Raw genomic sequence first — 24444 nt, 5'->3', positions numbered from 1 at the left:
ATTGGTGCTGCAATGAGAAAGCTGACACATATCTGTTTTGGTGTTGTGAAGAATCAAACTGAATATCAGCCCCAAGCTATTTAAAGAAAGCTTGAGGCTGGTTAGAAGAGATGGTATCTACGCTTTGATATAAAAATGGAGTTTTATTCCTTTAGGTCTTGTTTTGAGTTTAGGGCGAAAATCAAAAAAGAATGTACCGATCCTATTCCTTCTACAACCCTTAACGATTTTGCTGGGCGATAAAAGCAAGCGAGTGCTGATTGAATAAGTCAGGGCGCTCCACATTGCAGACATGGCCACAATGGTGAATAGTTTGCAGTACGCTGTTTTTATGACGCTTAACCATTTCTTTAACAGGGCCAAGGAACATATGATCTTCCTTACCCATAATATACAGAATGGGAATATCAATGTCTTTTTCTTTGAAGTACTGCATTAAGGGGTTTACGTCCATGGCTAATTTAAACCATTTTATAAACTCTTTTTGGCACAAGCGTTTTGCTTCACGAACAAACAAAAGTCGAGATTCTTTATGACGCTTTTTCGGCATCATAATAAAAGCAAATAAGCGATACAGCCACATATAAGGCAGGAAGTGTTTAAAAGTATTACCTAAATAAACCAATGTATTACTGCGAGTATTAAAACGAGTAACCGCTCCACCTAGCACCATGCTAGAAACATATTGCGGCGCAATTTCAGCAATATTTCTAATAATAATTGTGCCCAATGAAATACCAACAAAGTGTGCGCTGGTGATATTGTTATGATCTAACACATCAATAATGTCTTTAGAGACATTATTAAATGAATAATTATTATCAACAAAGTTTTGTACTAAGTTATTCGATTTACCGTGACCACGAAGATCTAGCAACAACACATTATATTCTTTTTTATAAGCTTTAAGCTGACGAAACCAGATTGCCGAACTACCACCTGCTCCATGGACAAATACAACCCATGTTTTACTGGTTTCGTGCGCAAAAGTAGTATGGAAGAGAATGTCTTTGCTCATTGCAGTTAGCGGCCTATTTACTTCGTTTGGCATATTCAATTGTAGGAAGTATAACGGAGTTTAATAAAAATCTCTTATGAAGTTCAGATCAATGGCTTCTACTTAACAGCTTTTGGGAGCAGATTTTGATTTTTAAATGAAAACCAATAAAAATGACCTTCCCCCTATTTTTACGTTATGAAAACCGCCTTCCTCGGCTTTCCTGCTAGCATGACGCTATAGCGTGTTGGGTTTCGCTCCAACTAACCAACCTACCCCGTACAGTAACTCTATAATGTGGCTTGCCATTTAAGGCTTTTGCTCACTTTTACACCACTGTTTCGTATTCATGACACTTACCCTCCAATTGAGTCTAATTAATTAGTCTAAAAATCTCTTCAAAACATGAAAAATGTCTCTAAAAACTATACCCTTCGGCGCAGTTATTATTTAAATAATGGATGAGCACACACACATGACAACATCTCAAGATGCAACGCTTTCAAATGCATCACCAAACACACACACAAATTCAAACACAAAAACTAAATGGAACCTGCACGATACGCAGTGGACATTAAGTTTATTTGGTACCGCCGTTGGTGCGGGTATTTTATTTTTACCTATTAACATTGGTATTGGCGGTTTCTGGCCGTTAATTATTATGGCGTGTTTAGCGTTCCCAATGACCTTTTTTGCGCACCGTGGATTAGCGCGTTTTGTACTTTCATCAAAAAATAAAGATGCCGATTTTACCGATGTAGTTGAGGAGCACTTTGGTGTGACTGCGGGGCGGTTAATTTCCTTGTTGTACTTCTTATCTATATTCCCAATTTTGCTTATTTACGGTGTGGGCTTAACCAATACCGTTGATAGCTTTATGGTTAATCAAATGGGGATGGAATCACCTTCTCGCGTGTTGCTTTCGGGCGTATTAGTTGCAGGCATGATTAGCTTAATGATGGGCGGCGAGCGCTTAATGCTACGTGCCTTTGCTATTTTAGTGTATCCGCTTGTGGGCATATTGTTCTTTTTATCACTTTATTTAATCCCTAGCTGGCAGATGCCAGATATGACGGTGCCTGAAATGGGCAGCTTTGGTAAAACGTTGTGGTTATCGATTCCTATTATTGTGTTTTCGTTTAGCCACGCAGCGGCTATCTCAAGCTTTGTAAATGTGCAACGCGGTCATTACGGCGAACAAGCTACACGTAAGTCTGAGGCGATTTTAAAGCGCACTAGCTTGCTACTTATTACCTTTGTACTGTTATTTGTGTTCTCTTGCGTGCTGTCGCTTACAGGCGAGCAAATGGCAGCGGCTAAAGCGGCTAACGTATCGGTTTTATCCTACCTTGCTAATATTACTGATAACTCGTTTATTGCCACACTTGGGCCACTTGTTGCCTTTATTGCTATTACATCGTCGTTTTTGGGTCATTTTTTAGGTGCACGCGAAAGCTTTACAGGATTAGTAACTAAACAAACAGGCTTAAGCGCTGGCGTTACCGATAAAATTGGTGTATTAATCATGTTTTTAGCTATTTGGTTTTGTGCTGTTAAAAATCCAAGTATTTTAGACATGATGGATCAGTTATCGGGCCCTATCATTGCGATGATTTTATTCATTATGCCAATGATTGCAGTTTATAAAGTACCTGCACTTAATAAATACCGAAACCGCTTTAGCACGCTATTTATATTAGCGGTTGGCTCGCTTGCTGTATTTGCACTTTTATACAGTATGCTTAAGTAATAAAACTATTTATACAAAGCCCGGCTACTTTTTAGCTGGGCTTTTTTGTGTGCTGTTTATCTCAAATTGTTTTTTTATAGTCGCTCTTCAGGCATGTTATAAATTAACTAGCCTAAAAATAAAACAATTATGCACTTTACTAAACAACTCCTACTTTACGTAAGCTTGCTAACTACGCTTGTTTTAAGCCTCTTTGTTAAAGCCGATGACGCTCCCGCTATTTTATCGATGAAAGAGCGCGCTGCTTTTATAGATAAAATAACTGAGCTTAGAGTTAATACCTTAATGCCCTCATTAATGAAGCAGCACAACACTGATATGTGGCTACTTATAAGTCGTGAATATAACGAAGATCCAATATTAAAAACAATGCTGCCTGCAACATGGCTTTCAGCCAGACGCACCACTATTTTGTTATTTGCACTTAATAAACAAGGTGGTATTGATGCTTACGCTATTGCGCCTTATAAAATAGGTAACGTATTTAAAAAAGGGTGGGATAAACAAACACAACCAAGCCAGTGGGAAGCACTCAATACACTTATTGAGCAATACAAACCTCGCAACATTGCGCTTAATACTTCTACCGACTGGGCACATGCCGATGGCCTTGTGCTAGGCGATTACAAAACATTAATGGCTAACTTGCCCGCCACTTATCACAATAAAATAATTTCTGCAGAGCCGCTTGCTGTTGCGTGGTTAGAGCAACGCATTCCTGAAGAAGTTAAAATGTATAAACATATTGTGGCTATTGCCCATCATATTATTGCAGAGGGGTTTTCGGGTAAAACAATTACGGTTGGTCAAACAACTAGCGATGACTTGGTATGGTGGTTTAGAGAGCGCGTAAAAGAGCTAAAACTACAAACATGGTTTCACCCAAGTGTTGCTATTCAGCGCGCCGATGCGAAGTCGTTCGATCATGAAGAAAGCTTTACCAATGGCTACAATGATAACGTTATACAAGCCGGTGACTTGCTTCATGTAGATTTTGGGATTACTTATTTACGCTTAAATACCGACACGCAGCAGCATGCGTATGTGCTCAAAGAAAACGAAACGAGTGCGCCTAGTTACTTAGTTGAAGCACTAAAAAGCGGTAATAAACTACAAGACATATTTACCAATCAATTTGCGGTAGGTAAAACCGGCAATGAGGTTTTAGCTGCAGCACGAAAAGCCGCTATTGATCAGGGATTAAAACCCACTATTTATACTCACCCTCTTGGCTATCATGGCCACGCTGCTGGCACTACATTAGGTATGTGGGATTCTCAGCAAGGTGTACCGGGAGATGGTGACTATCCGCTGCATTTAAATACGGCTTACTCAATTGAGCTTAACAATGCTGTGTTTATAAAACAGTGGAATAAAGAAATAAGAATAATGCTAGAGGAAGATGCTATTTTTGATAAAAGCGGTGTCTGGTATTTAAATGGCCGACAAACACAGCTATTGCTTGTAAAATAAAGCAAAAAAAAATGGCGCTCACTGAGCGCCATTTTTAATTTAATTCGTTGCTATTATTCTGTATCTGGCAGGTTACGGCCATAGAATATTTCTTGCATTTCACGGGTCAGCTTTGAGCGAATTTCGTCTTCTTCGCCCTCTGATAAATCTGCCGTAGAAAGGCCGAATAAATACGTGTTTAGATCGGTTTCTTTTAACATCATTTTGGTATGGAACAGGTTTTCTTGATACACGTTCACGTCCATCATTTGGTACGCTTCTTTTGTATCTTCTGTCATGAAGTTTTGAATCGAGCTAATAGCATGATCAATGTAGTGCTTAACACCGTTTATGTCGCGGGTAAAACCACGAACGCGGTAGTCAATTGTTACTACGTCTGATTCAAGGCTATGAATTAAGAAGTTTAACGCTTTAAGTGGCGAAATAATGCCACAAGTAGACACTTCAATATCAGCACGGAATGTACAAATACCATCATCAGGGTGAGCTTCTGGGTATGTGTGTACACAAATGTGGCTTTTATCTAGGTGCGCAACAACTGAATCAGGTAATGGGCCTGGTGCTTCGTCAGCATCGTAATTTTGCTGCTCTTCTACTGGTTCTTCTGAAACCAAAATAGTTACACTTGCGCCTTGCGGTTCATAATCTTGGCGCGCTACATTTAAAATGTTAGCACCAATAATATCAACAACTTCACCTAAAATGTCGGTTAGTCTATCTGCACTGTACTGCTCATCGATATATTCAATATATTCTTTACGTTGTTGCTCGGTCTTTGCGTAACAAATATCATAAATACTAAAGCTTAAACTTTTGGTTAAATTGTTAAAGCCATGAAGTTTAAGTTTATCGAAGGGTTTGTTCATAATAAACCAACCTATAAATTAGTGGGTTCTGCACCTGCAGAATGAAAAGTTCGCGGATTTTATACGAATTTCCCTCGTGGAAAAAGCGTTATTTTGCTTGATCTTGCACAACTTCGTGGCTATGCGTAATTTCTACTGTTTTATCAAGCATTAATGCAACCGAGCAATACTTTTCAGCAGAGAGTGAAACCGCGCGTGCAAGGTGCTTTTCAGACACATTATTGCCTTTAACAACAAAGTGTAAGTTGATTTTGGTAAACACACGTGGGGCTGTTTCGGCGCGCTCTGCACTTAGTTGTACTTGTACATCTGAAAAATCTTGTTTGGCTTTTTTTAAAATACTAACCACATCAACTGATGAACAACAGCCAACTGACATTAAAACCATTTCCATTGGGCTTGGTGCTGCACTATCGCTGCCGCCATCAAACACAACATTGTGGTTAGAATTAGAACGACCAATAAACGTATCGCCTTCAACCCATTTTACATTTGCTTGCATTGTTATATCTCAAAAAAATATTTTCTTGATTGTAAGCAAGTTAGCCGTAGTTGCAAATGAAAATGCAACGCAGGGCTATAAAATGGCTAAGATTGTTGTGTTAAAGCGCTATCAAAGAGGTTTTTTACTAAACCTGCAAATTCATCTATAAAGGCATGCTGTTCAACCGTGACAGGCTGTGAGGTGATGCTGCTGAGGACTTCTTCTAAATCGTAAACTATGCCATCAACTTCGCGTACAATTTGACTACGCTGCTCTGTGTTGAGGTTTGTGTGCTGCTCGCAAATAAGCATCACATTTTGTGCAATAACGTCTTCGATTAATTCCATTACTGTTGGGGCACCTGGTTTTATTTCGCCTGGCTTCTCAAACAATGCTAAATTTTGAGTTAGATACATGATCAAATCATCGTACCCTTGCCTATCTAAAACCATTTTTGTACCACCTTTGTATAATTAATTATTTTTGATTTAAGCAGAAAGCGCTGTTGATTGCTAGCTTTGCGCGTTAGCAATACAAAAAAAGCAGCCGAAGCTGCTTTTATAATAATTAAGTAGTATTACTACTTAATCTATTTTTAAGCCTGGGCTTAGTGTTGCTGGCATAGCTACTTTTTCAAGCTCTACCGAAGCAACTGGATATGCACAGTAATCAGCTGCGTAATACGCACTTGCTCTGTGGTTGCCCGATGCGCCAATACCACCAAACGGTGCTGCGCTTGATGCGCCAGTAATTGGGCGATTCCAGTTAACAATACCTGCACGAATACGACGTAAGAAATGGTCGTAATCTGCTGCACTATCACTTAATAAACCAGCCGATAAACCAAAGGTTGTATCGTTTGCTTTATCAATGGCTTGGTCAAAGTCGTCAAAGCGGAATACTTTTAAAAGTGGTCCAAAATGCTCTTCATCTGGGAAGTCACTAATATTTGTACACTCAATAATACCTGGTGTTACAAAACCGGTATTAGCTGTGTGCTCAAGTTCTACTAATACTTCACCACCAAGCTCAACAAGCTCGTTTTGCGCTTTAACCATGCCTGCAGCTGCCGCTGATGAAATCATAGAGCCCATAAATGGCTGGTCTGCATCGTCATAATTACCTACTTTAATCGCTTTAGTTGCTGTGATTAAACGCTCCAGTATCACATCGCCTTTGCTACCAGTTGGTAAAAATAGTTTACGTGCACACGTACAACGCTGGCCACTTGAGATAAACGCTGATTGAATAATATCGTGAACAACCGCTTTAGTGTCTTCAACGTCAGTAATAATAAGTGGGTTATTACCACCCATTTCTAGCGCTAAAATTTTACCTGGTTGACCCGCAAACTGTTCATGTAAAATATGACCAGTACGCGAAGAACCCGTAAAGAACAAGCCATCAATACCTTTGTGAGCAGCAAGGGCTTTACCCGTTTCTACTTCACCTTGTACAAGGTTAATGACACCGGCTGGTAAACCTGCTTTTTCCCACAGTTTAAGCGTAAGCTCAGCTACTTTAGGAGTCAGTTCAGACGGTTTAAACACAACCGTGTTACCTGCTAAAAGCGCTGGCACAATGTGGCCATTAGGTAAGTGACCCGGAAAGTTATACGGACCAAATACGGCTACAACACCATGTGGCTTATGACGAATCATCGCACGGCCAAGTGGCATTGCGTTTTCTACGTCGCCAGTGCGCTCTAAAAATGCTTTTTCAGAAATGGCAATTTTACCAACCATAGCACCCGCTTCTGTGCGAGTTTCCCACAGTGGCTTACCTGTTTCTTGTGCAATAGTAATAGCGAGCTCTTCGCTGTTTTCTTTTAATTGCGCTGCAAATGCTTTAATTATTTCTAAACGCTCAGTAAAGCTTTTATCAGCCCATGCATAAAACGCTTCGCGCGCTGCATTTACTGCGGTGTCTACTTGCGCCGCAGTTGCTGATGAGGCCTGCCAAATAACGTCGTTATTTGCAGGGTTTACTGAATTAAATTCTGTGCCTTGGCCTTGTGACCATTGACCATTTATAAATTGTGCAGGATGAGTCATATACTTTCTCCTAAATTAAATCGTGGTTGCACTAACAATATCGCCAGTTTGCAAACGCAGTGCATCTGCTATTTCTTGCGATAAAATAAGGCTTTTTGCGCGCTCGTCAAATGTCATTGGTGCAACGGTTGCTCTAAAGTCATTAAGCTTTTCGTTAGCTAGTAACACCATGGTGTCGCCAGTCATTTCGCCAATTTCAACGTTAAAGTTACGTGCATTACGAATAGTCGCAATGTTATCTACTTTTGCTTCAACCGTTGGGCCACCGTCAAAAATATCTACGTAGCCATTAAACGTAAAGCCTTCGCTTTTTAATAACTCGATTGCTGGGCGAGTGTTGTCGTGTACTTTACCTATTACTGCTTGCGCATCTTTACTTAGCAAGTTTACGTAAATTGGGTATTTTGGCATTAATTCAGCAATGAAAACCTTTTGGCCAATTCCTGTTAGGTAATCGGCTGTTGGAAAATCCATTGAGAAAAAGTGCTCTTCAAGCCACTGCCAAAAAGGGCTACTGCCGTTTTCGTCAGACACACCGCGCATTTCTGCGATTACTGTTTGCGCAAAACGCTCTTGATGCTGTTTTATAAACATAAAGCGCGCTTTTGAAAGCAGCTTACCGTTACAATTTTTACGATAACCATCTTTTAAAAACAATGTGCAAAGCTCTGTAGCACCTGTGTAGTCGTTACATAGCGTTAGAATATCAACCGCTTTGTATACGTCTAATGTGCGCGAAGAGTGAATCACTTTACTTAAGTGATAATGATAAAATGCATCATCAAGCCCTACCGCAGCTTCAATTGCAGATGTTCCTACAACGTCACCGGTTTCGCTATCTTCAAGAACAAACAGGTAGCCTTCGTCACCAGGTTGTGACGTTTGTTTAGCAAAAGAGCTTACTGAATGGTCGATCTTTTTTTGCAATAGTTCTTCGTTTAATGGCAAAGACGTAAAACCATGCCCTGATTCGTGGGCAATTTTCAGTAATGCTGAATAATCATTTTGCTGGATTGGGCGAAGGATCATCATGAGTCCGCTTGCTCCCTTATAAATAACGGTAAATAGGAATTGCAGGGCAAGCAGTGCTTGCCCTTAATTGGTTGGCTTAAGTCGCTTATGCGTTTACTACGCTTGCTACTGCTTTTTCAAAGCGTGCCATACCTTCGCGAATGTCCGCTTCAGGAATTACTAAAGATGGAGTGAAACGTATTACGTCTGCACCCGCAACTAATGACATAAGGCCTTGCTCAGTCCCTGCCACTAAAAACTCTTTTGCACGACCTTTATATTGCTCGTTCACTACTGCACCAATTAATAAACCTTGGCCACGGATTTCGCTAAATACGTTGTATTTGTCGTTAACCGCGCTAAGTAGTTCATTAAATAATGCTGCTTTAGCTTTTACGCCAGCAAGTACTTCTGGGGTATTTACTGTATCAAATGCAGCTTCTGCAACAGCACACGCAAGCGGGTTGCCGCCATAAGTAGAACCATGAGTACCTACTTTAAGATGCTGTGCAATTTCAGTTGTTGTGATCATAGCGCCAATAGGGAAACCGCCGCCAAGTGCTTTAGCTGAAGTTAAAATATCAGGTACTATGTTTAAGCCTTGGTATGCGTATAAATCGCCAGTACGGCCAACACCTGTTTGAACTTCATCAAAAATAAGCAGTGCGTTATGTTTAGTACATAAATCGCGAACGCCTTGAGCAAACTCGTCAGTGGGTGAAACAATACCGCCTTCACCTTGTAGAGGTTCCATCATTACGGCACATGTTTTGTCGCTGATAAGCGCTTCAAAAGCAGCTAGGTCGTTATAATCACAATGTACAATGTCGCCAGGCTTAGGACCAAAACCATCTGAATATGCCGCTTGGCCACCCACAGTTACGGTAAAGAATGTACGACCGTGGAAACCTTTGTTGAACGCGATGATTTGTGATTTTTCTGCGCCAAACTTATCAAGTGCAAAACGACGCGCTAATTTAAGCGCGGCTTCGTTTGCTTCTGCGCCTGAGTTGGCAAAGTAAACTTTTTCAGCAAATGTAGCATCAACCATTTTTTTAGCTAGGCGAAGTGCCGGCTCATTGGTCATTACATTTGATAGATGCCAGATTTTTTCGCCTTGCTCTTTTAATGCGCCTACTAATGCAGGGTGGCAATGGCCAAGACAGTTAACTGCAATACCACCAGCAAAGTCGATAAACTCTCGACCTTGTTGATCCCATACGCGAGAACCTTCGCCTCGAACAGGAATTACGCTTGAAGGTGCGTAGTTAGGAACCATTACGTGATCAAATAATTCGCGATTGACTGTCATTTTATTTCCTCTTAATTGTGAGCAACACAAAACATCAAAATAGGTGTTTGGTTAATATTTGTAACCAACTTTATAGGTAAGATCAGTAACCTGATAATTGCGCAAAATTGCTTTGTGGTTCAATTTTCAGACGCACATTATTTCAGAATTACTTATATCTGTCTCGTTAAAAACTTTCATGTATCCCTTGAAAATAAAGGGCTAAAGATATTATTTCATAGATAGTGAATAACTATTTGCATAGCTATTTATGCTTATTTTTAAACAACTAACCGCATGAGCACCAAGGCGCGCATGCTTTAATCGGCAAATATGCAATATAACAATAGAGTGAGAATGAATGGTTAGTCGCAAAAAAATTAACAAAAAATTCAGATTTTTAGTCAATTTGAATAGCTAAATTGGTAAAATTACTCGATTGGAGGGTTTTTAGTTCCGTTTTAGTGAACTTAAAGTACGAAAACCAGCTTAGAGTTTCATCAGGCTCAATAAGTTGATGCTCTTTTAAATTAAGATATTGAGAGTAGCAACGTGCCTTTAGCATTACTTCTGTTAACGGCAGTAATGTATCGCCTTTATCTATCCCATTTACTAGCTGCTGCATTACACCTTTAAACGGTAAATATTTAAAAGCCATTTTGTCTATTACTTTGGCGCTTACTTCTATCGACTTATTGCTAAGTAGAGTGGTTAAAAATAGCGGGTCGGGCTGTAGCTCTAATAATGCGGTGTGTAAATCTTTTTGGTTTTCATTTCGGGCTAACTGCACTTTGCGTTGCCATACTTTCTCAAACGTTTTTAAGTACAAGCGCACTAATGCAATTCGCCCTACATCTAAAAGCATTCCAAGGGTAAATGCATGTACGTCATTCACATTATTAATTTGTGCAATTTTTTGCGCAGCAATCGCGTTTGCCATTGCGCTGTCGCGTAGCCGGCGTTTTAATAATGAAAATGGTTCGGTGCTATGTGGCATCCAATGACGCGCAGCAAATGTAGGAATCACTAGCTGTAAGTTATCAAGGCCAATATAACGAAGGGCAAGCGATGGTTTATCTACTTTTACAGACGTGTTTTTACTACGTTGATTACGATAGTAAGGTAAATTAACAAGCGTTACTAATTCTCTACCCAACCAGCTTATATCATTAACCAGTGGCTCTAAACGCCCTACCGACGCTGACTTTACAGCTAATATATCGAGTATATTGGCAATGCCATCTTCAATACCTATAGTGCTGTGAATTACGCCATCTATATCTTCAAGCTGCTTATATATAGCTGTTTCAATTGTTTTGTGCAGTTGCTCACTCGCTTGAGCGCGGTACTTATGATGTGCAGTACTGCTTTGCTGGCGTTTATTCTGTGCGGCCACTTCAACCTGAAGCAAAGTGCGTTGCTTCATGGGTTCGCCGTAATCTATATCTAATGTATGGATGAAACCAATTTGCTGATGCGCAAAGCTGTGCCCAAGCAATAAGTCATGAGCCCGTTGGCTTAGTATTTTGGCAGTACGCTGCTGGGCTACAAGTTCAGTCATGACATCCATTAATAAAGTATTAAATGCTCTGTGTATTATAACATTAGAAGCGAGTTAAAAAGTTATCAAGCAGTTCTAAGCCTTGATCAGTTAAAATAGCTTCGGGGTGAAACTGCACACCTTCGATTGCTAGTTCTTTATGAAGTAACCCCATAATTTCGTCAAACTCGCCTTGCTCAGTCTGAGTCCATGCGGTTACTTCAAGTTCTTTAGGCAGCGTTTGTGCTTTAACCACCAAAGAATGATAACGACACACTGTTAACGGGTTAGCTAAACCTTTAAACACACCTTTGTTAGTGTGAACTATGGGTGATGTTTTACCGTGCATTACTTTTTTAGCACGAACTACATCTCCTCCTAAAGCTTGCGCGATAGTTTGATGTCCCAAGCAAATCCCTAAAATAGGATATTGCCCTTTTAGTTGCTCAACAACATTTAACGAAATACCCGCTTCGTTAGGCGTGCATGGCCCCGGCGATAACACGATGTGTTTCGGGTTCAACTGTTTTATTTGTGCAATGCTTAGCTCGTCATTACGTTTCACTAAAACGTCTTGATCTAAACGCTGAAAATATTGCACTAAGTTGTAAGTAAACGAGTCGTAGTTGTCGATCATCAACAGCATTACACAACAAACCTTATAAATTATTGACCACTTACTTCACACAAGTGGTACTAAGCGCTGCATTCTACCACTATTAATTAACCAACATAAATTAGCAAAAAGCGTTAAAAATTAACTATTTTAGCTAAAATGCTTAAAAGCCTTTAGCAGGTAATGGTTTACTTAACCTGAACTTTGGTTAAGAGATTTACTAACGTATTGAATCATGATGATGTTTAAATTTATTTTCTCTAGCCAGAGATTCCTTGCAGCTTGAGCAATAATATCGAACCCTAAGCTTTTCACGAGTAGTTAATACAACTATTTAAACTGTATACCCCAACAATAAATTATTGACTCCTAAAGTACGTGCGTTTATTGATCGCTCTATTAAATACTTTGGTGAAATACCTTACTGAGCAAAATAAACAGATTGTTTGCGCTACATCAAATTAGCGGCTCAATGGTTGAATTATATCTATGTAAGCCCCAGTGTATTATATGAAAGGCAGTAATTCACTTATACAACTCACTTACTTGTGAGCTCATTTATATCCTATTAAGGAGCGAATATGTTAGGCGAAGACCACTCATTAACTAATGACTTTCCAGAGTACTTAAAGACCATTGCCGAGTTAAATGAAAGCGATACTGAATTTGCAAAAAAAGCAGATAAGTATGACAAGCTAGATAAAGAAATTAGAGTATTAGAGCTCAAAGATGCTCCCATAAGCGATGAGCAAATGCATCAGCTAAAACACGAACGTACAGAATTAAAAGATTGGCTATACGAGCGTTTACAGCAAGAGCAGTAATGCCACTAAACAAAAAGAGCTCACTGATAAAGTGAGCTCTTTAGATCAACAATAGGTATTTTTCTAAAACTTTACAAAGCCACCCACTGGTTTCATAAATACAGTTCTTGGGTCTGCAAAGGCTTGTGCAAACTCTTTTGATAATTGACTAAATACCGTTATTTTATCCATATCAACTACGCTTAAAAATAGTGGGCCACTTTCGTTCCAACCAGCAAGGTGCGCTTTTGCAGCACCTTCATCTTGATAACGCTCGTAAATATATACACTGCGTTTGTCTTCACTTACTGTCCACTCATACATTAAAGTGCCAGCTTCACTTTTAGCCAAAGCAACTAATTGCGCCATTACCAGTAAAAAATCATCGTATTTACCTTCTTTAATTTGGCCTTGTACTGTCCAGGTAACATGATCTTTCATTATGCTTTACCCAATTTAAACTGCGTTAAAATACTGTCTAACGTATTTACTAGCTGTTGATTTTTAGCATTATTAAGTGCATCAACATGAGGAGGCGCAAAGCGTCCTGTATTGTTATCAAAATACAGACCTGCTGCATCTTTAAATTCATCACTAAGCGCTGCGCGACAAAAAATATCTGCGCCAATTTTTAAATCGCCGCCATCTATACCGTAAGCGTCTTTTACCATTTTACTTCCTAGTAACGATTTAGGGTTTACCGATACAACTAATGGCCCAGTATCTTTAAGCTCCAGCCCTAAATGACGCGACCACATAGTAATAGCCAATTTACTTTGTGCATAAGCCCCACTATCAGAAAGCTCAGTGTTACCTGTAAGTGCATTTAAGTTAACGCTTGATTGCGCAGCTGATGAGACATTAACCACTCGCGAATTACGACCAAGGACAGGTAATAATAGTTTTGTAAGAAGATATGGCGCAATCGTGTTTACAACAAAGCGAGCATCAAGGCCATCAATTGTTGTAGCATCAACTAATTGATAAACGCCTGCATTATTAATAAGTACGTCAAGCTGGTTATTATTTTCGGCCAAATCGGCTAATACATTTTTTGCCAAAGTTTGAACTTGGCTCATATCGCTTAAATCAGCAATATAAGTATGTGTACTTGCATTTGGGTATTGCTCGGTTAAAGCTGTTTGTAGCGCATTGAGCTTTGCTTGGCTGCGGCCATGTAATAATACGGTGTGACCTTGTGCTAATAACATCTTTGCAGTTTCTAGCCCAATGCCATCGGTTGCGCCGGTAAGTAAAATTGTTTTGTTCATGTTGATCTCTCCTTACTTTATTTTCGCTATATTAGCACCCCGACTTACTGCTGATAATTAGGCCAATAGTTGAATCAGTTTATAGAATTAATTGATAAAGCTAAGCCTATGTTAGTTAATATAAAAGCATTCCTTTAAAAGGCAGGTAAGTGTTTAAGCTGAATGTTTTTTATGCTTTTATTTGAATTACCCAGCAATCATAACTATTGTTTTTAAACCCCCTTAATAGTAGTATTTATCATATAAATACACTTTTCGAGAAATAATATGAGAGTTTTAGTTACTGGCGGCATGGGTTACATAGGTAGCCACACATGTATTGCATTGCATGAAGCAGGTATTACACCTGTTATTTATGATAACTTGTCTAATGCAAGTGCGCGGGTACTTGACCAACTCGAAAAGATTACAGGTACTCGGTTTGAGTTTATTTTAGGTGACATTCAAGACGAGCAACAATTTAAGCTCGCCCTAAAACAGACTAAAGCCGAAGCTGTTTTTCACTTTGCGGCTTTAAAAGCCGTTGGCGAATCAACTGAGCAACCACTGCGTTATTATCAAAATAATGTGTCGGGCACATTAAGCATGCTACAAAACATGCAAGATGAAGGCGTTAACCATATTATATTTAGCTCATCGGCTACTGTGTACGGCGAGCCAGACTACCTCCCTATTGATGAAAAGCATCCTATACGCGCAACTAACCCTTATGGTTGGACTAAAGTCATGGTTGAACAAGCCATGCAAGACGTATGTAATGCCAACAGTCAATTTATGGGTATTGCGCTTCGTTACTTTAACCCAGTAGGTGCACACCCAAGTGGTTTATTAGGTGAAAGCCCTAATGGTATTCCTAATAACTTAATGCCATTTATTGCTCAAACTGCAGTAGGCAAACGCGACGTGGTTAATATTTTTGGTGACGACTACGACACTGAAGATGGTACAGGCGTGCGCGACTATATTCATGTTTTAGATTTAGCTAAAGGTCATGTTGCGGCATTTATGCAGCATAAAACAGATACCGCCTTTCATGCTTACAACTTAGGCACAGGGCAAGGTTATTCTGTGCTTGATATGATCAAAGCATTTAGCGCATCAGCCAATAAAGATATTCCGTATAAAATTGCACCACGCCGTGCAGGTGATATTGCCTGTAACTACGCCGATGCCACGAAAGCGCAAAACATACTTAACTGGCACGCAGAACTAACACTTAGCGACATGACAAACGACACATGGCGCTGGCAAACTAATTACCCAAGTGGGTTGGAGAGTTAATATGGCTTTATTAGAAAGTACTCACAGACGTAAAAATCCGCTAACGGGTCGTTGGGTATTAGTGTCACCACATCGAAATAACCGCCCATGGTTAGGCGCAACAGAAGCCGTTAACGAAAACGTATTACCAAAACACGATGACAGCTGCCCACTTTGCCCAAGTAATACCCGTGCAAATGGCGACAGTAACCCAGATTACAAATACACACACGTATTTAGAAATGACTTTGGCGCATTAACACCTAATGCCAGCGAGCAATTACAAAGCTTAGAATCAGACAGCGATTTATTTATTGCCGACGAAGCCAGCGGCGAATGCCGCGTAATTTGTTTTTCTCCAGAGCATAATAAAACACTACCAGAGCTTAGCCAAAACGCATTGCACGAAGTAGTAAAAACCTGGAAACAAAATTACACAGAGCTTGCACAGCAGTACGAATGCGTACAAGTTTTTGAAAATAAAGGCGAGATCATGGGTTGTTCGCAACCTCATCCTCACGGCCAAGTATGGGCTCACTCGCATTTATCAACCGAAATAGAAGCCGAAGATAACCAGCAGCTCGCCTATTATAAAAAGCATGGCACAGCCATGCTTGCCGATTACGCGCAAAAAGAACAAGCAGATCAAACACGTGTTGTATTTGAAAACGAACATTGGCTTGTTGTTGTGCCATTTTGGGCTGCATGGCCGTTTGAAACAATGCTAGTAACTAAAGATAATATTCAAAACTTTAGCCAGCTAAACGATGTGCAAACCGACTCTTTAGCACAGGCACTTAAAGTATTAACCACTAAGTACGACAACGTATTTAATTGCAGCTTCCCATACTCAATGGGATGGCACAATGCACCGGCTAATAGAGGCTCTGATGAGCAACATTGGCGTTTGCATGCACATTTTTATCCGCCGCTACTTCGCTCTGCTACTGTTAAAAAACACATGGTAGGCTACGAAATGCTAGGCGAAAGCCAACGCGATTTAAGCGCAGAAACTGCTGCTTCTATTTTAAAAGCAGCCAGTACAACACACTATAAAGATACAGCAGGACACACAGATGAAGCTTAACGAATTCCAACAACAATTTTTGTCACTGTATGGCGCGCCTGCTCAAGGTATTGCAGCAGCACCGGGGCGTGTAAACCTCATTGGCGAATTTACCGACTACAACGACGGTTTTGTTTTACCGTGTTCGTTAGAGTTTCGTACCCAAGTAATGTTTAAAGAGCGCGACGACAATATTATTACTGTGCATTCTTTAAATTACCCAGGCGAAAAAGACAGCTTTAGTGTTGATGAAGAAATCACTGAAGGCCAGTCGCAATGGGGTAACTACATTCGTGCTGTTTCTTATGTTCTTAAAAGAGCGGGCTACACACTGCGTGGCGCCGACCTACTTATTGACAGCAACTTACCACAAGGTAGTGGCTTGTCGTCATCGGCAGCACTAGAAGTTGCTGTAGGCGGTATGTTTAACCATATTGCACAGCTTGGTTTACCGCCAGAGCAAATTGCGCTATTTGGTCAAGAAGCCGAAAACGACTTTATGCATTGCCAATGCGGCATTATGGATCAGCTTATTTCAGCTAAAGGCGAGAACGGTCATGCGCTATTAATCGACTGTGAAAACCTCGCAACTAAATCAGTTAAAGTTCCTGATGATTTAAATATTGTTATTGTTAATTCAAACTACCCGCGTAAGTTGGTTGATAGCGAATACAACCAGCGCCGTATTGACTGCGAACAAGCTGCTGTAAAAATGGGTGTAGAAACACTTCGCCAAGCAACCATGACTGGCTTGCAAGCAGTAAAAGCGACATTAAGCGAAAACGAATATAAACGTGCACACCACGTAATTAGCGAAAACGACCGTGTAATTGCAGCAACTACTGCACTACAAAATAATGATATGGATGCACTTCGTACGCTAATGGCTGCATCGCATCAATCTCTCAAACACGATTTTGAAGTAACCGTACCTGCAACCGATGGCCTAGTAGAAATTTGTAAAGAAGCGATGGGCGACCGTGGCGCAGTTCGTATGACGGGTGGCGGCTTTGGTGGTGCTATTGTATGTTTGTGTCGCGATGCGGAAGTACCACTAATTAAAGCAGCGGTAGAAAAGCATTACTTTGAACGCTTTAACTTAAATGCTGATATTTACGTATGTTCAGCGGGTTCAGGATTACAAATTACGTCTTTTTAAATAAACTTAAGGAATAAGCATGGCAAAGGTTAATTGGGGAATTATTGGGTGTGGCAATATAGCTCACACCTTTGCTAAAAGCATTGCGCATTGTAGTGATGCACAGCTTATTGGCGCGGCTTCAACGAGTATGCAGCGCGCTAAAGAATTTGCCACACCGTACAATATTCAAGGCTATGAGAGCTATCAAGCTCTTATGCAATGCCCAAATATAGATGCTATTTATATTGCCAATACCCACGATCAACACTTTAAAACTATCGCCCAATGCTTAAAACACAATAAGCACGTGCTAAGCGAAAAACCAATTACCGTTAATGCTAAGCAGTTGCAAAGTCTCACTGAGCTTGCAAAACAACAAAACTGCTTTTTAATGGAAGGCGTTTGGATGCGGTTTTTACCAGCCATAGTAAAATTACAACAGCTCCTAAGTGAAGGTGTTATTGGTAATGTGCACAGTGTTAATGCCAACTTTAGTTTACCTGGCAGCTTTGCCGACACTCACCGATTAATGAACCCTGTAACAGCGGGTGGCGCCCTGCTCGATTTAGGTATTTATCCTATTTCGATTGCTGATGTGGTATTTAATAAAACCCCTGAACACATCAAATCCTTTGTACATAAAAGCACAACCGGCGTTGATGAGCGAAGCACTGCTATAGTTGATTACGGTAACGGGCAATTAGCATCTCTTGCTAGCGCACTGCAGCAAAATGGCCCAACAGAAGCATGTATTAATGGTGAGCTTGGCTATATTCGAATACCTCAGTTTGTAGGTGCAAAAACGCTAGAGCTACACATAAACGACCAAGACCCGCAATACTTTGAATACGACTTTAGCGACGATGAAAATTTTAAGTTTGAAATTGCACATGTCACGCAGTGTATATTACAAAAACAAACCCAAAGCAGCGTATTACCACTGGGTACTAGCTTACGAGTTATGAACATAATGGATACCTTACGAGCACAATGGCAGTTGCAATATAGCAATGCCGTCGAGTCGGCTGAACTGACTAATTAAAAAATAAAAATACACAACAAGGACACACAATGACACACACACTCAAGGCGCTTTCAAAAGCCATATTACTTGCAACGTGCAGTTTATCTGCCAGTGTAGCTGTTGCTGAATCTAATAAACCAGAGCAGCTATACCCGCCAATCACTAGCGAAGTACTGCCAGAGCTTGCAGCTAAAGGTAGCTACGATGTAGGTGTGCAAACACTTGATTTAGTTAACCCTGCGCAATTTGACCCCGCTACACAAGGTCAAAAAGATCGTCCTTTAAAAGTAGAGGTGTGGTATCCGGCTGCAAATACAGCAAAAGCGCCACTTACCAGCTACACCGATCAAACTCGCTCAGGTAAAGAGTTTACTCTGCAAGCCGATGCAATGCGTGATGTCGCCATTAATAATAAAGAGCACTACCCTGTGATAGTGCTTTCGCACGGTTATACCGGTTACCGTACAATTATGTACTACCTTGGCGAGCATTTAGCGTCGAACGGTTATATTGTGGTAGCTATTGATCATACTGACTCGACCAATGCCGATGTTGATTTTAAAAACGCGCCATTCTCTGGCTTTTTTAGCACGCTTATAAATCGCTCACGCGATCAGCAGTTTGTTATTAATTACTTTAATGAGCAAAACAACTTTGCAAGCAAGCAAGTAGACAACAAAAGCGCAGGCGTAATTGGTTACTCAATGGGTGGCTATGGCGCGGTAAATACAATAGGTGGTTGTTACGCTTTTAATGAGCAAACAACGGCTATGTTTACGGGTATGAAAGACCCTGTTCAAATTGAAAAAGTACAGCAATTACTAAACAGCTGCGCTGGTGGGCAATACCAAAACCCAAAAGTAGACCCGCGTATAAAAGCGATGGTGGCCTTTGCACCATGGGGCGGACAGCATGCTATATTTGATGCCAAAGCAATGGAAAATATTAAAGTACCTTCGCTTTATGTAGCCGGTAACCTAGATGACATTTCAGGCTACGAAGGCATTAAAAGTCTTTATGAACAAACAGGCAGCAAAGATAAGTACATGCTTACTTACAAAAATGCACGCCATAATATAGCACCACACCCAGCCCCTGCTATTGCACAAAGCAGCAGTGAGCTAGATATCGGCCATTACTACGAGCCGTCGTGGTCTATGCGTACACTAAACGAAATCAACAAACACTTTGTACTTGCCATGATGGATTGCCACGTAAAAGGCATAGCCACTCAATGTGAATACTTAGATTTACCACAAAACGGCGACCAAGCTGTTGTTGACGGTAAACCACTACCACAGTGGCGCGGGTTTGATAATCGCTTTTCTACCGGTATGGATTGGCAGCAAGCTAAACCACACGCTAAATAACTTACTCAACACGGCTACCTTTTTTTATAGCCGTGTTCGCACTTAAAATCACCTCAAAGTAAAACGTGTTTTATTAAAGAGTTACCGGTTAAAAAAACACGCTTACTTTTTAATCAGGAATTTTAAGAAAAAATCATTGCCATTAGCCTCAGTTAAAGGCAATCTAGCTATATATAAGATAAATAATATTAATAATTATGTCCAAATACATACTCTCAATTGATCAAGGAACCACAAGCTCTCGGGCCATCTTGTTTACAAAAGATGCAGACGTTTTTGGTACAGCACAACAAGAATTTTCGCAGCATTTTCCACAAAATGGTTGGGTAGAACACGACCCTAACGATATTTGGCAAACAGTGCTTAGCACTAGCCGCGAAGTGTTAACTAAAAACGATGTAAAGCCTGAAGAAATTATTGCCATTGGTATCACCAACCAGCGCGAAACCACTTTAGTATGGAACAAAAAAACAGGCAAAACTATTTATAACGCAATTGTTTGGCAAGACCGTCGCACTAGTGACTATTGCGAAAGCCTAACAACTGATGAGCTTTGCCAAACTATAAGCGAAAAAACAGGCTTATTGCTCGACCCTTATTTTTCGGCCACTAAAATTCGTTGGATTTTAGATAACGTTGAAGGCGCACGCGAACAAGCCCTTGCAGGTGAGCTCGCCTTCGGTACGGTTGACACTTACCTACTTTGGCAGCTAACAGGCGGCAAAGAGCACCGCACCGATGCAACCAATGCATCGCGCACCATGTTATTTAATATTCACACCCAGCAGTGGGATCAAGAGCTTCTAGAGTTATTCGATATTCCAGAATCTATGCTGCCAGAAGTAATGGATTCAGCTGACGAGTTTGGTTCAACCAGTGCTGACATTTTTGGCGCGCCAATTCGTGTTTGTGGTATTGCAGGCGATCAACAAGCTGCGCTTGTTGGCCACGCATGTTTTGAACAAGGCATGGCTAAAAGTACATATGGTACTGGCTGTTTTTTAATGCTTAACACTGGCGAAAAAGCACTGACCTCAGAAAACCGCTTATTGACCACTGTTGCTTATAGATTAAACGGCAAGCCAACTTACGCCATTGAAGGCAGTATATTTATGGCTGGCGCAACTATGCAGTGGATTGTTGAAGGCTTAAAGCTACTTAGTCATGCTGGCGAAAGTGAGTCGATGGTTAAAGATGTACCGCTCGATCATGGTGTATTTTTAGTGCCTTCGTTTACGGGGTTAGGCGCTCCTTATTGGGACCCTAATGCGCGTGGCGCTATTTTAGGGCTAACACGCGATTCGGGTATTAGCACCATAGTTGCTGCAGCGCTGCAATCAGTTGGTTACCAGACCAAAGATTTACAAAAAGCGATGGAGCGTGATGGTCTTCGCCCAAGTGTGCTTCGTGTAGATGGCGGTATGGTAAAAAATAATTGGGTTATGACCTTCTTATCAAACATTTTAGGTGCAACAGTAGAGCGCCCAACTGTGACCGAAACGACCTCTTTAGGCGTAGCATATTTAGCTGGCTTGCAAACAGGTGTGTACGAGTCGACTGAGCAGTTATCTAAAATGTGGACATGCGACCGTCGTTTTGAGCCAACCATGAGTGCCGACGAGCGTAACGATCTATACGCAAAATGGCAGCACTGCGTAGCTCAAGTATGCTTAACGAATAAAAATTGCCCGCAGTAAATACTAAATGGTTAAGGTCAATACTTTAACCACTTTGCTTTTTTAACTTAGCTAAATGCTAGATTTAAAAAGCATGCTTTACTGCTTTAAATTGAAAGTGGATTGGCGTCAAAATTAACGAATAAAAAACTGGGTTTTCTATTGTCAAATGAAAACAGCAGCTTTATGATGTTTATGTCTTATTTATATTACAAATAAAAAGGTTAGCTCGGTGGAATTAGCAGATAACGAATATGACTTACTAGTCATCGGTGGCGGTGTAAACGGCACTGGAATAGCAGCTGATGCAGCAGGCAGAGGATTAAAAGTACTCTTGTGCGAACAATCAGACCTTGCCTGTGCAACATCTTCAAATAGTTCTAAGCTGATCCACGGTGGTCTACGCTACCTTGAGCATTACGAATTTAGATTAGTAAAAGAAGCCCTAGCAGAGCGAGAAGTGCTACTTAAGAACGCACCTCATATTATGTGGCCACTTACTTTTAGATTGCCGCATCAAAAGCATTTACGCCCTGCGTGGATGATTCGCATTGGCTTGTTTATGTATGACAACCTAGCGAAACGCGAAACACTAGCGGGTTCTCGAAGCATTAAATTTGGTGAAAATAGCGTTTTAGAACCCTCTATTACCAAAGGGTTTGAATACTCTGATGGCTGGGTTGACGATTCTCGCTTAGTCGTTTTAAACGCCCTTGCAGCGCAGGAAAAAGGCGCCGTTATTACCACACAAACTAAGTGTGTAAATGCTAAACGTGAGCAAGGTAAATGGCAGGTAACGCTTGAGCAGCAAAAGAGTAAAGCTAAATACACCATTTCTGCCAAAGGCATTGTTAATGCTGCGGGTCCTTGGGTAGCTAAATTATTTGATGAAGCCCTAACAGAAAAATCACCACAAAATATTCGCCTTGTAAAAGGTAGTCACATTGTAGTGCCTCGCATTCACGATGAGAAACAAGCTTATATTTTACAAAATAAAGATCAGCGCATTGTGTTTGTTATTCCGTTTGAAGATGACTTCTCACTTATTGGCACAACCGATGTAGAACACAAAGGTGCCCCGCAAGACGTTAAAATTAGTGATGAGGAAATTGATTACTTAATTGATATTACTAATACCTACTTTAAACAACCGATTAAACGCGAAGACATAGTACATACCTTTTCAGGCGTACGCCCATTACTTGATGACGAATCAGTTAATGCACAAGCCGTTACTCGCGATTATAAATTAGAGCTTTCGAGTGATGCTAAGCAAGCACCTCTATTGAGTGTGTTTGGTGGAAAAATTACAACTTATCGCAAACTTGCCGAAGCTGCGGTTAATAAGCTTGAAGACTTTTACCCACAAATGAGCAAAGCGTGGACCAAGCATAGCTCGCTCCCTGGTGGTGATTTTAGCTCTGTAGAAGCACTTAAATCAGAGCTAAAAGCAAAATATGAATGGCTACCTGAAATAACACTTAAACGCTTTGTACGCACTTATGGTACTCGTGCTAAAAATATATTAGGTAGTGCAACTGGGTTGAGTGATTTAGGCCAAGATTTTGGCCATGGTTTATTTGCAGCAGAAGTAGATTACTTGCTAAATGAAGAGTGGGCAGAAAACGCATACAATATTTTATGGCGCCGCAGCAAATTAGGACTACGTTTTAATGAGGCACAAGTTGCTGCGCTCAATGATTACATTGAGCATAACCAAGCAGCTAAAAGCGCTTAACTATTAAGTTATAATAGCTTCCTGTTAACCCCTTTATAATTTAATTTTTATAGAGGGGTTTATTTCTTTGACTCTAAATTAAATAAATAATTAAAACCGCTAAGCGTCGCTGTTTTAATATCAAACTCAACACACTTCACACCTATTTGATTAAGCGCCGTAGTAAAACACTTATTCAGCTGCTTTGTGCCAATCACTACAACTTGTGTATCACTCAATAATTGCCATTCGCTAGCATGGCGAGCTGCTCGTACATCGCTGCCAATTAATACACCCGACAAATAGGCTTTGGCTTGTACTGGCGTTAACTCCTTTGAAAGCTGGCGTGTACGCACACTAAAAATACCATGTGCCAAGTTACCGCTATCACTACCTAAAGTTAGCTCACAGCCTTGCTCAAATGCTTTAAAGTCAAACTCACCTTCTGCACAGTCGTTAGGAATTAAAACACTTTGATGACATAACAAATCATATAACTCGCCGGTCATGGCTGTTTTAAAGCAAATGATTTCGCCGTTGTTTATAAGCACCCATTTAGTATGTGTACCAGGTAAACATAATAATATTTTACCTTGTTGATACTCTGGATTTTGTTTTAAAAACCCTAAAATTTGCAGCTCTTCGCCGCGCATTACATCAAATAAGCTATTTTGCAGCGTACACTTTGTGCCTGGTAGCGCTTTAATTGTATGCCCATCGCAATCAAAGCTAACCGCAGCATTAAGTAGCCCTTCGGGATTAATTGGGCATTCTAAATAAGGCGTTTCGTGCCAGCCGATGCTTGAGGTAATTTGCCCTGCAATATATATAGGTAAACTGCCATATTCTTGCTTCCACACTGCAATGGTGTCGATTAGGGTTTGCTCAAAATTTTGATTCGCCTTAACAACGCCAGGGCCATCACGTTGTGCTAATAATTTAAGTGTTGATTGCGCTTGTACTTCGCACAAATAAGCACGTAAATGGCTCGTGCCCCAGTCAACAGCAATAAAAAGAGATGAATTAGCCAA

The 24444-nt window shown here is 40.6% G+C and carries 22 protein-coding genes; 10 read left to right on the top strand and 12 right to left on the bottom strand.

What is annotated here, in order from left to right; translation table 11 throughout:
• Positions 1 to 220 precede the first annotated feature (220 nt).
• A complete protein-coding gene (locus I6F40_RS15575; protein ID WP_024589582.1) occupies positions 221 to 1018 on the bottom strand; it encodes an alpha/beta fold hydrolase in 798 nt (265 codons plus the stop codon).
• A 454-nt stretch (positions 1019 to 1472) separates the two neighbouring features.
• Between I6F40_RS15575 and I6F40_RS15570 the strand changes: the two genes are divergently transcribed.
• Positions 1473 to 2750, top strand: a complete 1278-nt coding sequence (locus tag I6F40_RS15570; protein WP_166378359.1) for an aromatic amino acid transport family protein — start codon at positions 1473 to 1475, stop codon at positions 2748 to 2750.
• A 129-nt stretch (positions 2751 to 2879) separates the two neighbouring features.
• Positions 2880 to 4223, top strand: coding sequence for a M24 family metallopeptidase (locus I6F40_RS15565; RefSeq protein ID WP_166378357.1), 1344 nt, complete (start codon positions 2880 to 2882; stop codon positions 4221 to 4223).
• A gap of 53 nt (positions 4224 to 4276) precedes the next feature.
• On the opposite strand, the gene speD is transcribed toward I6F40_RS15565, so the two are convergent.
• From speD to I6F40_RS15525, 8 genes are all read right to left on the bottom strand, one after another.
• Positions 4277 to 5089, bottom strand: a complete 813-nt coding sequence (gene speD / locus I6F40_RS15560; protein ID WP_007376266.1) for an adenosylmethionine decarboxylase — start codon at positions 5087 to 5089, stop codon at positions 4277 to 4279.
• Positions 5090 to 5177: 88 nt separating this feature from the next.
• Positions 5178 to 5591 (bottom strand): OsmC family protein, encoded by a 414-nt coding sequence (locus I6F40_RS15555; RefSeq protein ID WP_002958863.1) that lies wholly within the window; start codon positions 5589 to 5591, stop codon positions 5178 to 5180.
• A gap of 86 nt (positions 5592 to 5677) precedes the next feature.
• Positions 5678 to 6025 carry a DUF3802 family protein gene (locus I6F40_RS15550; protein ID WP_007580087.1) on the bottom strand — a complete coding sequence of 116 codons (348 nt, stop codon included), beginning with the start codon at positions 6023 to 6025 and terminating at the stop codon, positions 5678 to 5680.
• A gap of 132 nt (positions 6026 to 6157) precedes the next feature.
• Positions 6158 to 7627, bottom strand: a complete 1470-nt coding sequence (astD, locus tag I6F40_RS15545; RefSeq protein WP_007580085.1) for a succinylglutamate-semialdehyde dehydrogenase — start codon at positions 7625 to 7627, stop codon at positions 6158 to 6160.
• Positions 7628 to 7642: 15 nt separating this feature from the next.
• Positions 7643 to 8659 carry an arginine N-succinyltransferase gene (gene astA, locus I6F40_RS15540; RefSeq protein WP_166378355.1) on the bottom strand — a complete coding sequence of 339 codons (1017 nt, stop codon included), beginning with the start codon at positions 8657 to 8659 and terminating at the stop codon, positions 7643 to 7645.
• A gap of 85 nt (positions 8660 to 8744) precedes the next feature.
• On the bottom strand, positions 8745 to 9950 hold the full coding sequence (locus I6F40_RS15535) for an aspartate aminotransferase family protein (protein WP_166378353.1): 1206 nt from the start codon (positions 9948 to 9950) through the stop codon (positions 8745 to 8747).
• Between the two features lie 379 nt (positions 9951 to 10329).
• Positions 10330 to 11490 (bottom strand): HDOD domain-containing protein, encoded by a 1161-nt coding sequence (locus tag I6F40_RS15530; protein WP_166378351.1) that lies wholly within the window; start codon positions 11488 to 11490, stop codon positions 10330 to 10332.
• Between the two features lie 43 nt (positions 11491 to 11533).
• The gene (locus I6F40_RS15525) at positions 11534 to 12115 is read right to left on the bottom strand and encodes an anthranilate synthase component II (RefSeq protein WP_165742110.1); all 582 of its coding nucleotides are present in this window, start codon (positions 12113 to 12115) and stop codon (positions 11534 to 11536) included.
• Between the two features lie 551 nt (positions 12116 to 12666).
• Here I6F40_RS15525 and I6F40_RS15520 point away from each other — a divergent pair.
• Positions 12667 to 12909, top strand: a complete 243-nt coding sequence (locus tag I6F40_RS15520) for a YdcH family protein (protein WP_007580070.1) — start codon at positions 12667 to 12669, stop codon at positions 12907 to 12909.
• 63 nt (positions 12910 to 12972) lie between these two features.
• On the opposite strand, the gene I6F40_RS15515 is transcribed toward I6F40_RS15520, so the two are convergent.
• A complete protein-coding gene (locus tag I6F40_RS15515) occupies positions 12973 to 13329 on the bottom strand; it encodes a putative quinol monooxygenase (RefSeq protein WP_166378349.1) in 357 nt (118 codons plus the stop codon).
• A complete protein-coding gene (locus I6F40_RS15510) occupies positions 13329 to 14159 on the bottom strand; it encodes an SDR family NAD(P)-dependent oxidoreductase (RefSeq protein WP_166378347.1) in 831 nt (276 codons plus the stop codon). Before I6F40_RS15510 ends, I6F40_RS15515 begins: the two co-directional genes overlap by 1 nt.
• 267 nt (positions 14160 to 14426) lie before the next feature.
• On the opposite strand from I6F40_RS15510, the gene galE reads away from it, so the two are divergent.
• The 7 genes from galE to glpD all read left to right on the top strand — a co-directional run bounded on the left by galE (position 14427) and on the right by glpD (position 23434).
• Positions 14427 to 15440: a UDP-glucose 4-epimerase GalE gene (gene galE / locus I6F40_RS15505; protein WP_166378345.1), complete on the top strand. Its 1014-nt coding sequence runs from the start codon at positions 14427 to 14429 to the stop codon at positions 15438 to 15440.
• A gap of 1 nt (position 15441) precedes the next feature.
• Positions 15442 to 16506 (top strand): UDP-glucose--hexose-1-phosphate uridylyltransferase, encoded by a 1065-nt coding sequence (locus I6F40_RS15500; protein WP_166378343.1) that lies wholly within the window; start codon positions 15442 to 15444, stop codon positions 16504 to 16506.
• Positions 16496 to 17644: a galactokinase gene (gene galK / locus I6F40_RS15495; protein ID WP_166378341.1), complete on the top strand. Its 1149-nt coding sequence runs from the start codon at positions 16496 to 16498 to the stop codon at positions 17642 to 17644. The genes I6F40_RS15500 and galK overlap by 11 nt, the downstream gene beginning before the upstream one ends.
• Before the next feature lie 19 nt (positions 17645 to 17663).
• Positions 17664 to 18668, top strand: a complete 1005-nt coding sequence (locus I6F40_RS15490) for a Gfo/Idh/MocA family protein (RefSeq protein ID WP_166378339.1) — start codon at positions 17664 to 17666, stop codon at positions 18666 to 18668.
• 29 nt (positions 18669 to 18697) lie between these two features.
• Positions 18698 to 20020 carry an alpha/beta hydrolase family protein gene (locus tag I6F40_RS15485; RefSeq protein ID WP_197193184.1) on the top strand — a complete coding sequence of 441 codons (1323 nt, stop codon included), beginning with the start codon at positions 18698 to 18700 and terminating at the stop codon, positions 20018 to 20020.
• Positions 20021 to 20217: 197 nt separating this feature from the next.
• Complete coding sequence (gene glpK / locus I6F40_RS15480) at positions 20218 to 21717, top strand: glycerol kinase GlpK (RefSeq protein WP_197193183.1); 1500 nt, start codon at positions 20218 to 20220, stop codon at positions 21715 to 21717.
• A gap of 211 nt (positions 21718 to 21928) precedes the next feature.
• Positions 21929 to 23434: a glycerol-3-phosphate dehydrogenase gene (gene glpD, locus I6F40_RS15475; protein ID WP_197173740.1), complete on the top strand. Its 1506-nt coding sequence runs from the start codon at positions 21929 to 21931 to the stop codon at positions 23432 to 23434.
• A gap of 59 nt (positions 23435 to 23493) precedes the next feature.
• Here the strand turns inward: glpD and I6F40_RS15470 are convergent, their stop codons facing one another.
• On the bottom strand, positions 23494 to 24444 hold the full coding sequence (locus I6F40_RS15470) for a 2-dehydro-3-deoxygalactonokinase (RefSeq protein ID WP_024593412.1): 951 nt from the start codon (positions 24442 to 24444) through the stop codon (positions 23494 to 23496).

Origin of the sequence: Pseudoalteromonas sp. SWXJ133 (assembly GCF_015864365.1) — a bacterium.
In the GTDB taxonomy this organism is placed as follows: domain Bacteria; phylum Pseudomonadota; class Gammaproteobacteria; order Enterobacterales; family Alteromonadaceae; genus Pseudoalteromonas; species Pseudoalteromonas arctica.
This window is presented reverse-complemented; position numbering and strand designations above follow the sequence as displayed.

Excerpts from the sequence above, each read along its gene's own strand:
- I6F40_RS15490 (WP_166378339.1), top strand. The coding sequence starts at position 17,664 with ATGGCAAAGGTTAATTGGGGAATTATTGGGTGTGGCAATATAGCTCAC.
- I6F40_RS15485 (WP_197193184.1), top strand. The coding sequence starts at position 18,698 with ATGACACACACACTCAAGGCGCTTTCAAAAGCCATATTACTTGCAACG.
- I6F40_RS15535 (WP_166378353.1), bottom strand. The coding sequence starts at position 9,950 with ATGACAGTCAATCGCGAATTATTTGATCACGTAATGGTTCCTAACTAC.
- astD (WP_007580085.1), bottom strand. The coding sequence starts at position 7,627 with ATGACTCATCCTGCACAATTTATAAATGGTCAATGGTCACAAGGCCAA.
- I6F40_RS15510 (WP_166378347.1), bottom strand. The coding sequence starts at position 14,159 with ATGAACAAAACAATTTTACTTACCGGCGCAACCGATGGCATTGGGCTA.
- speD (WP_007376266.1), bottom strand. The coding sequence starts at position 5,089 with ATGAACAAACCCTTCGATAAACTTAAACTTCATGGCTTTAACAATTTA.
- galK (WP_166378341.1), top strand. The coding sequence starts at position 16,496 with ATGAAGCTTAACGAATTCCAACAACAATTTTTGTCACTGTATGGCGCG.
- I6F40_RS15515 (WP_166378349.1), bottom strand. The coding sequence starts at position 13,329 with ATGAAAGATCATGTTACCTGGACAGTACAAGGCCAAATTAAAGAAGGT.
- galE (WP_166378345.1), top strand. The coding sequence starts at position 14,427 with ATGAGAGTTTTAGTTACTGGCGGCATGGGTTACATAGGTAGCCACACA.
- I6F40_RS15500 (WP_166378343.1), top strand. The coding sequence starts at position 15,442 with ATGGCTTTATTAGAAAGTACTCACAGACGTAAAAATCCGCTAACGGGT.
- I6F40_RS15530 (WP_166378351.1), bottom strand. The coding sequence starts at position 11,490 with ATGACTGAACTTGTAGCCCAGCAGCGTACTGCCAAAATACTAAGCCAA.
- I6F40_RS15550 (WP_007580087.1), bottom strand. The coding sequence starts at position 6,025 with ATGGTTTTAGATAGGCAAGGGTACGATGATTTGATCATGTATCTAACT.
- glpK (WP_197193183.1), top strand. The coding sequence starts at position 20,218 with ATGTCCAAATACATACTCTCAATTGATCAAGGAACCACAAGCTCTCGG.
- astA (WP_166378355.1), bottom strand. The coding sequence starts at position 8,659 with ATGATGATCCTTCGCCCAATCCAGCAAAATGATTATTCAGCATTACTG.
- I6F40_RS15570 (WP_166378359.1), top strand. The coding sequence starts at position 1,473 with ATGACAACATCTCAAGATGCAACGCTTTCAAATGCATCACCAAACACA.
- I6F40_RS15520 (WP_007580070.1), top strand. The coding sequence starts at position 12,667 with ATGTTAGGCGAAGACCACTCATTAACTAATGACTTTCCAGAGTACTTA.
- I6F40_RS15575 (WP_024589582.1), bottom strand. The coding sequence starts at position 1,018 with ATGAGCAAAGACATTCTCTTCCATACTACTTTTGCGCACGAAACCAGT.
- I6F40_RS15565 (WP_166378357.1), top strand. The coding sequence starts at position 2,880 with ATGCACTTTACTAAACAACTCCTACTTTACGTAAGCTTGCTAACTACG.
- I6F40_RS15525 (WP_165742110.1), bottom strand. The coding sequence starts at position 12,115 with ATGCTGTTGATGATCGACAACTACGACTCGTTTACTTACAACTTAGTG.
- I6F40_RS15555 (WP_002958863.1), bottom strand. The coding sequence starts at position 5,591 with ATGCAAGCAAATGTAAAATGGGTTGAAGGCGATACGTTTATTGGTCGT.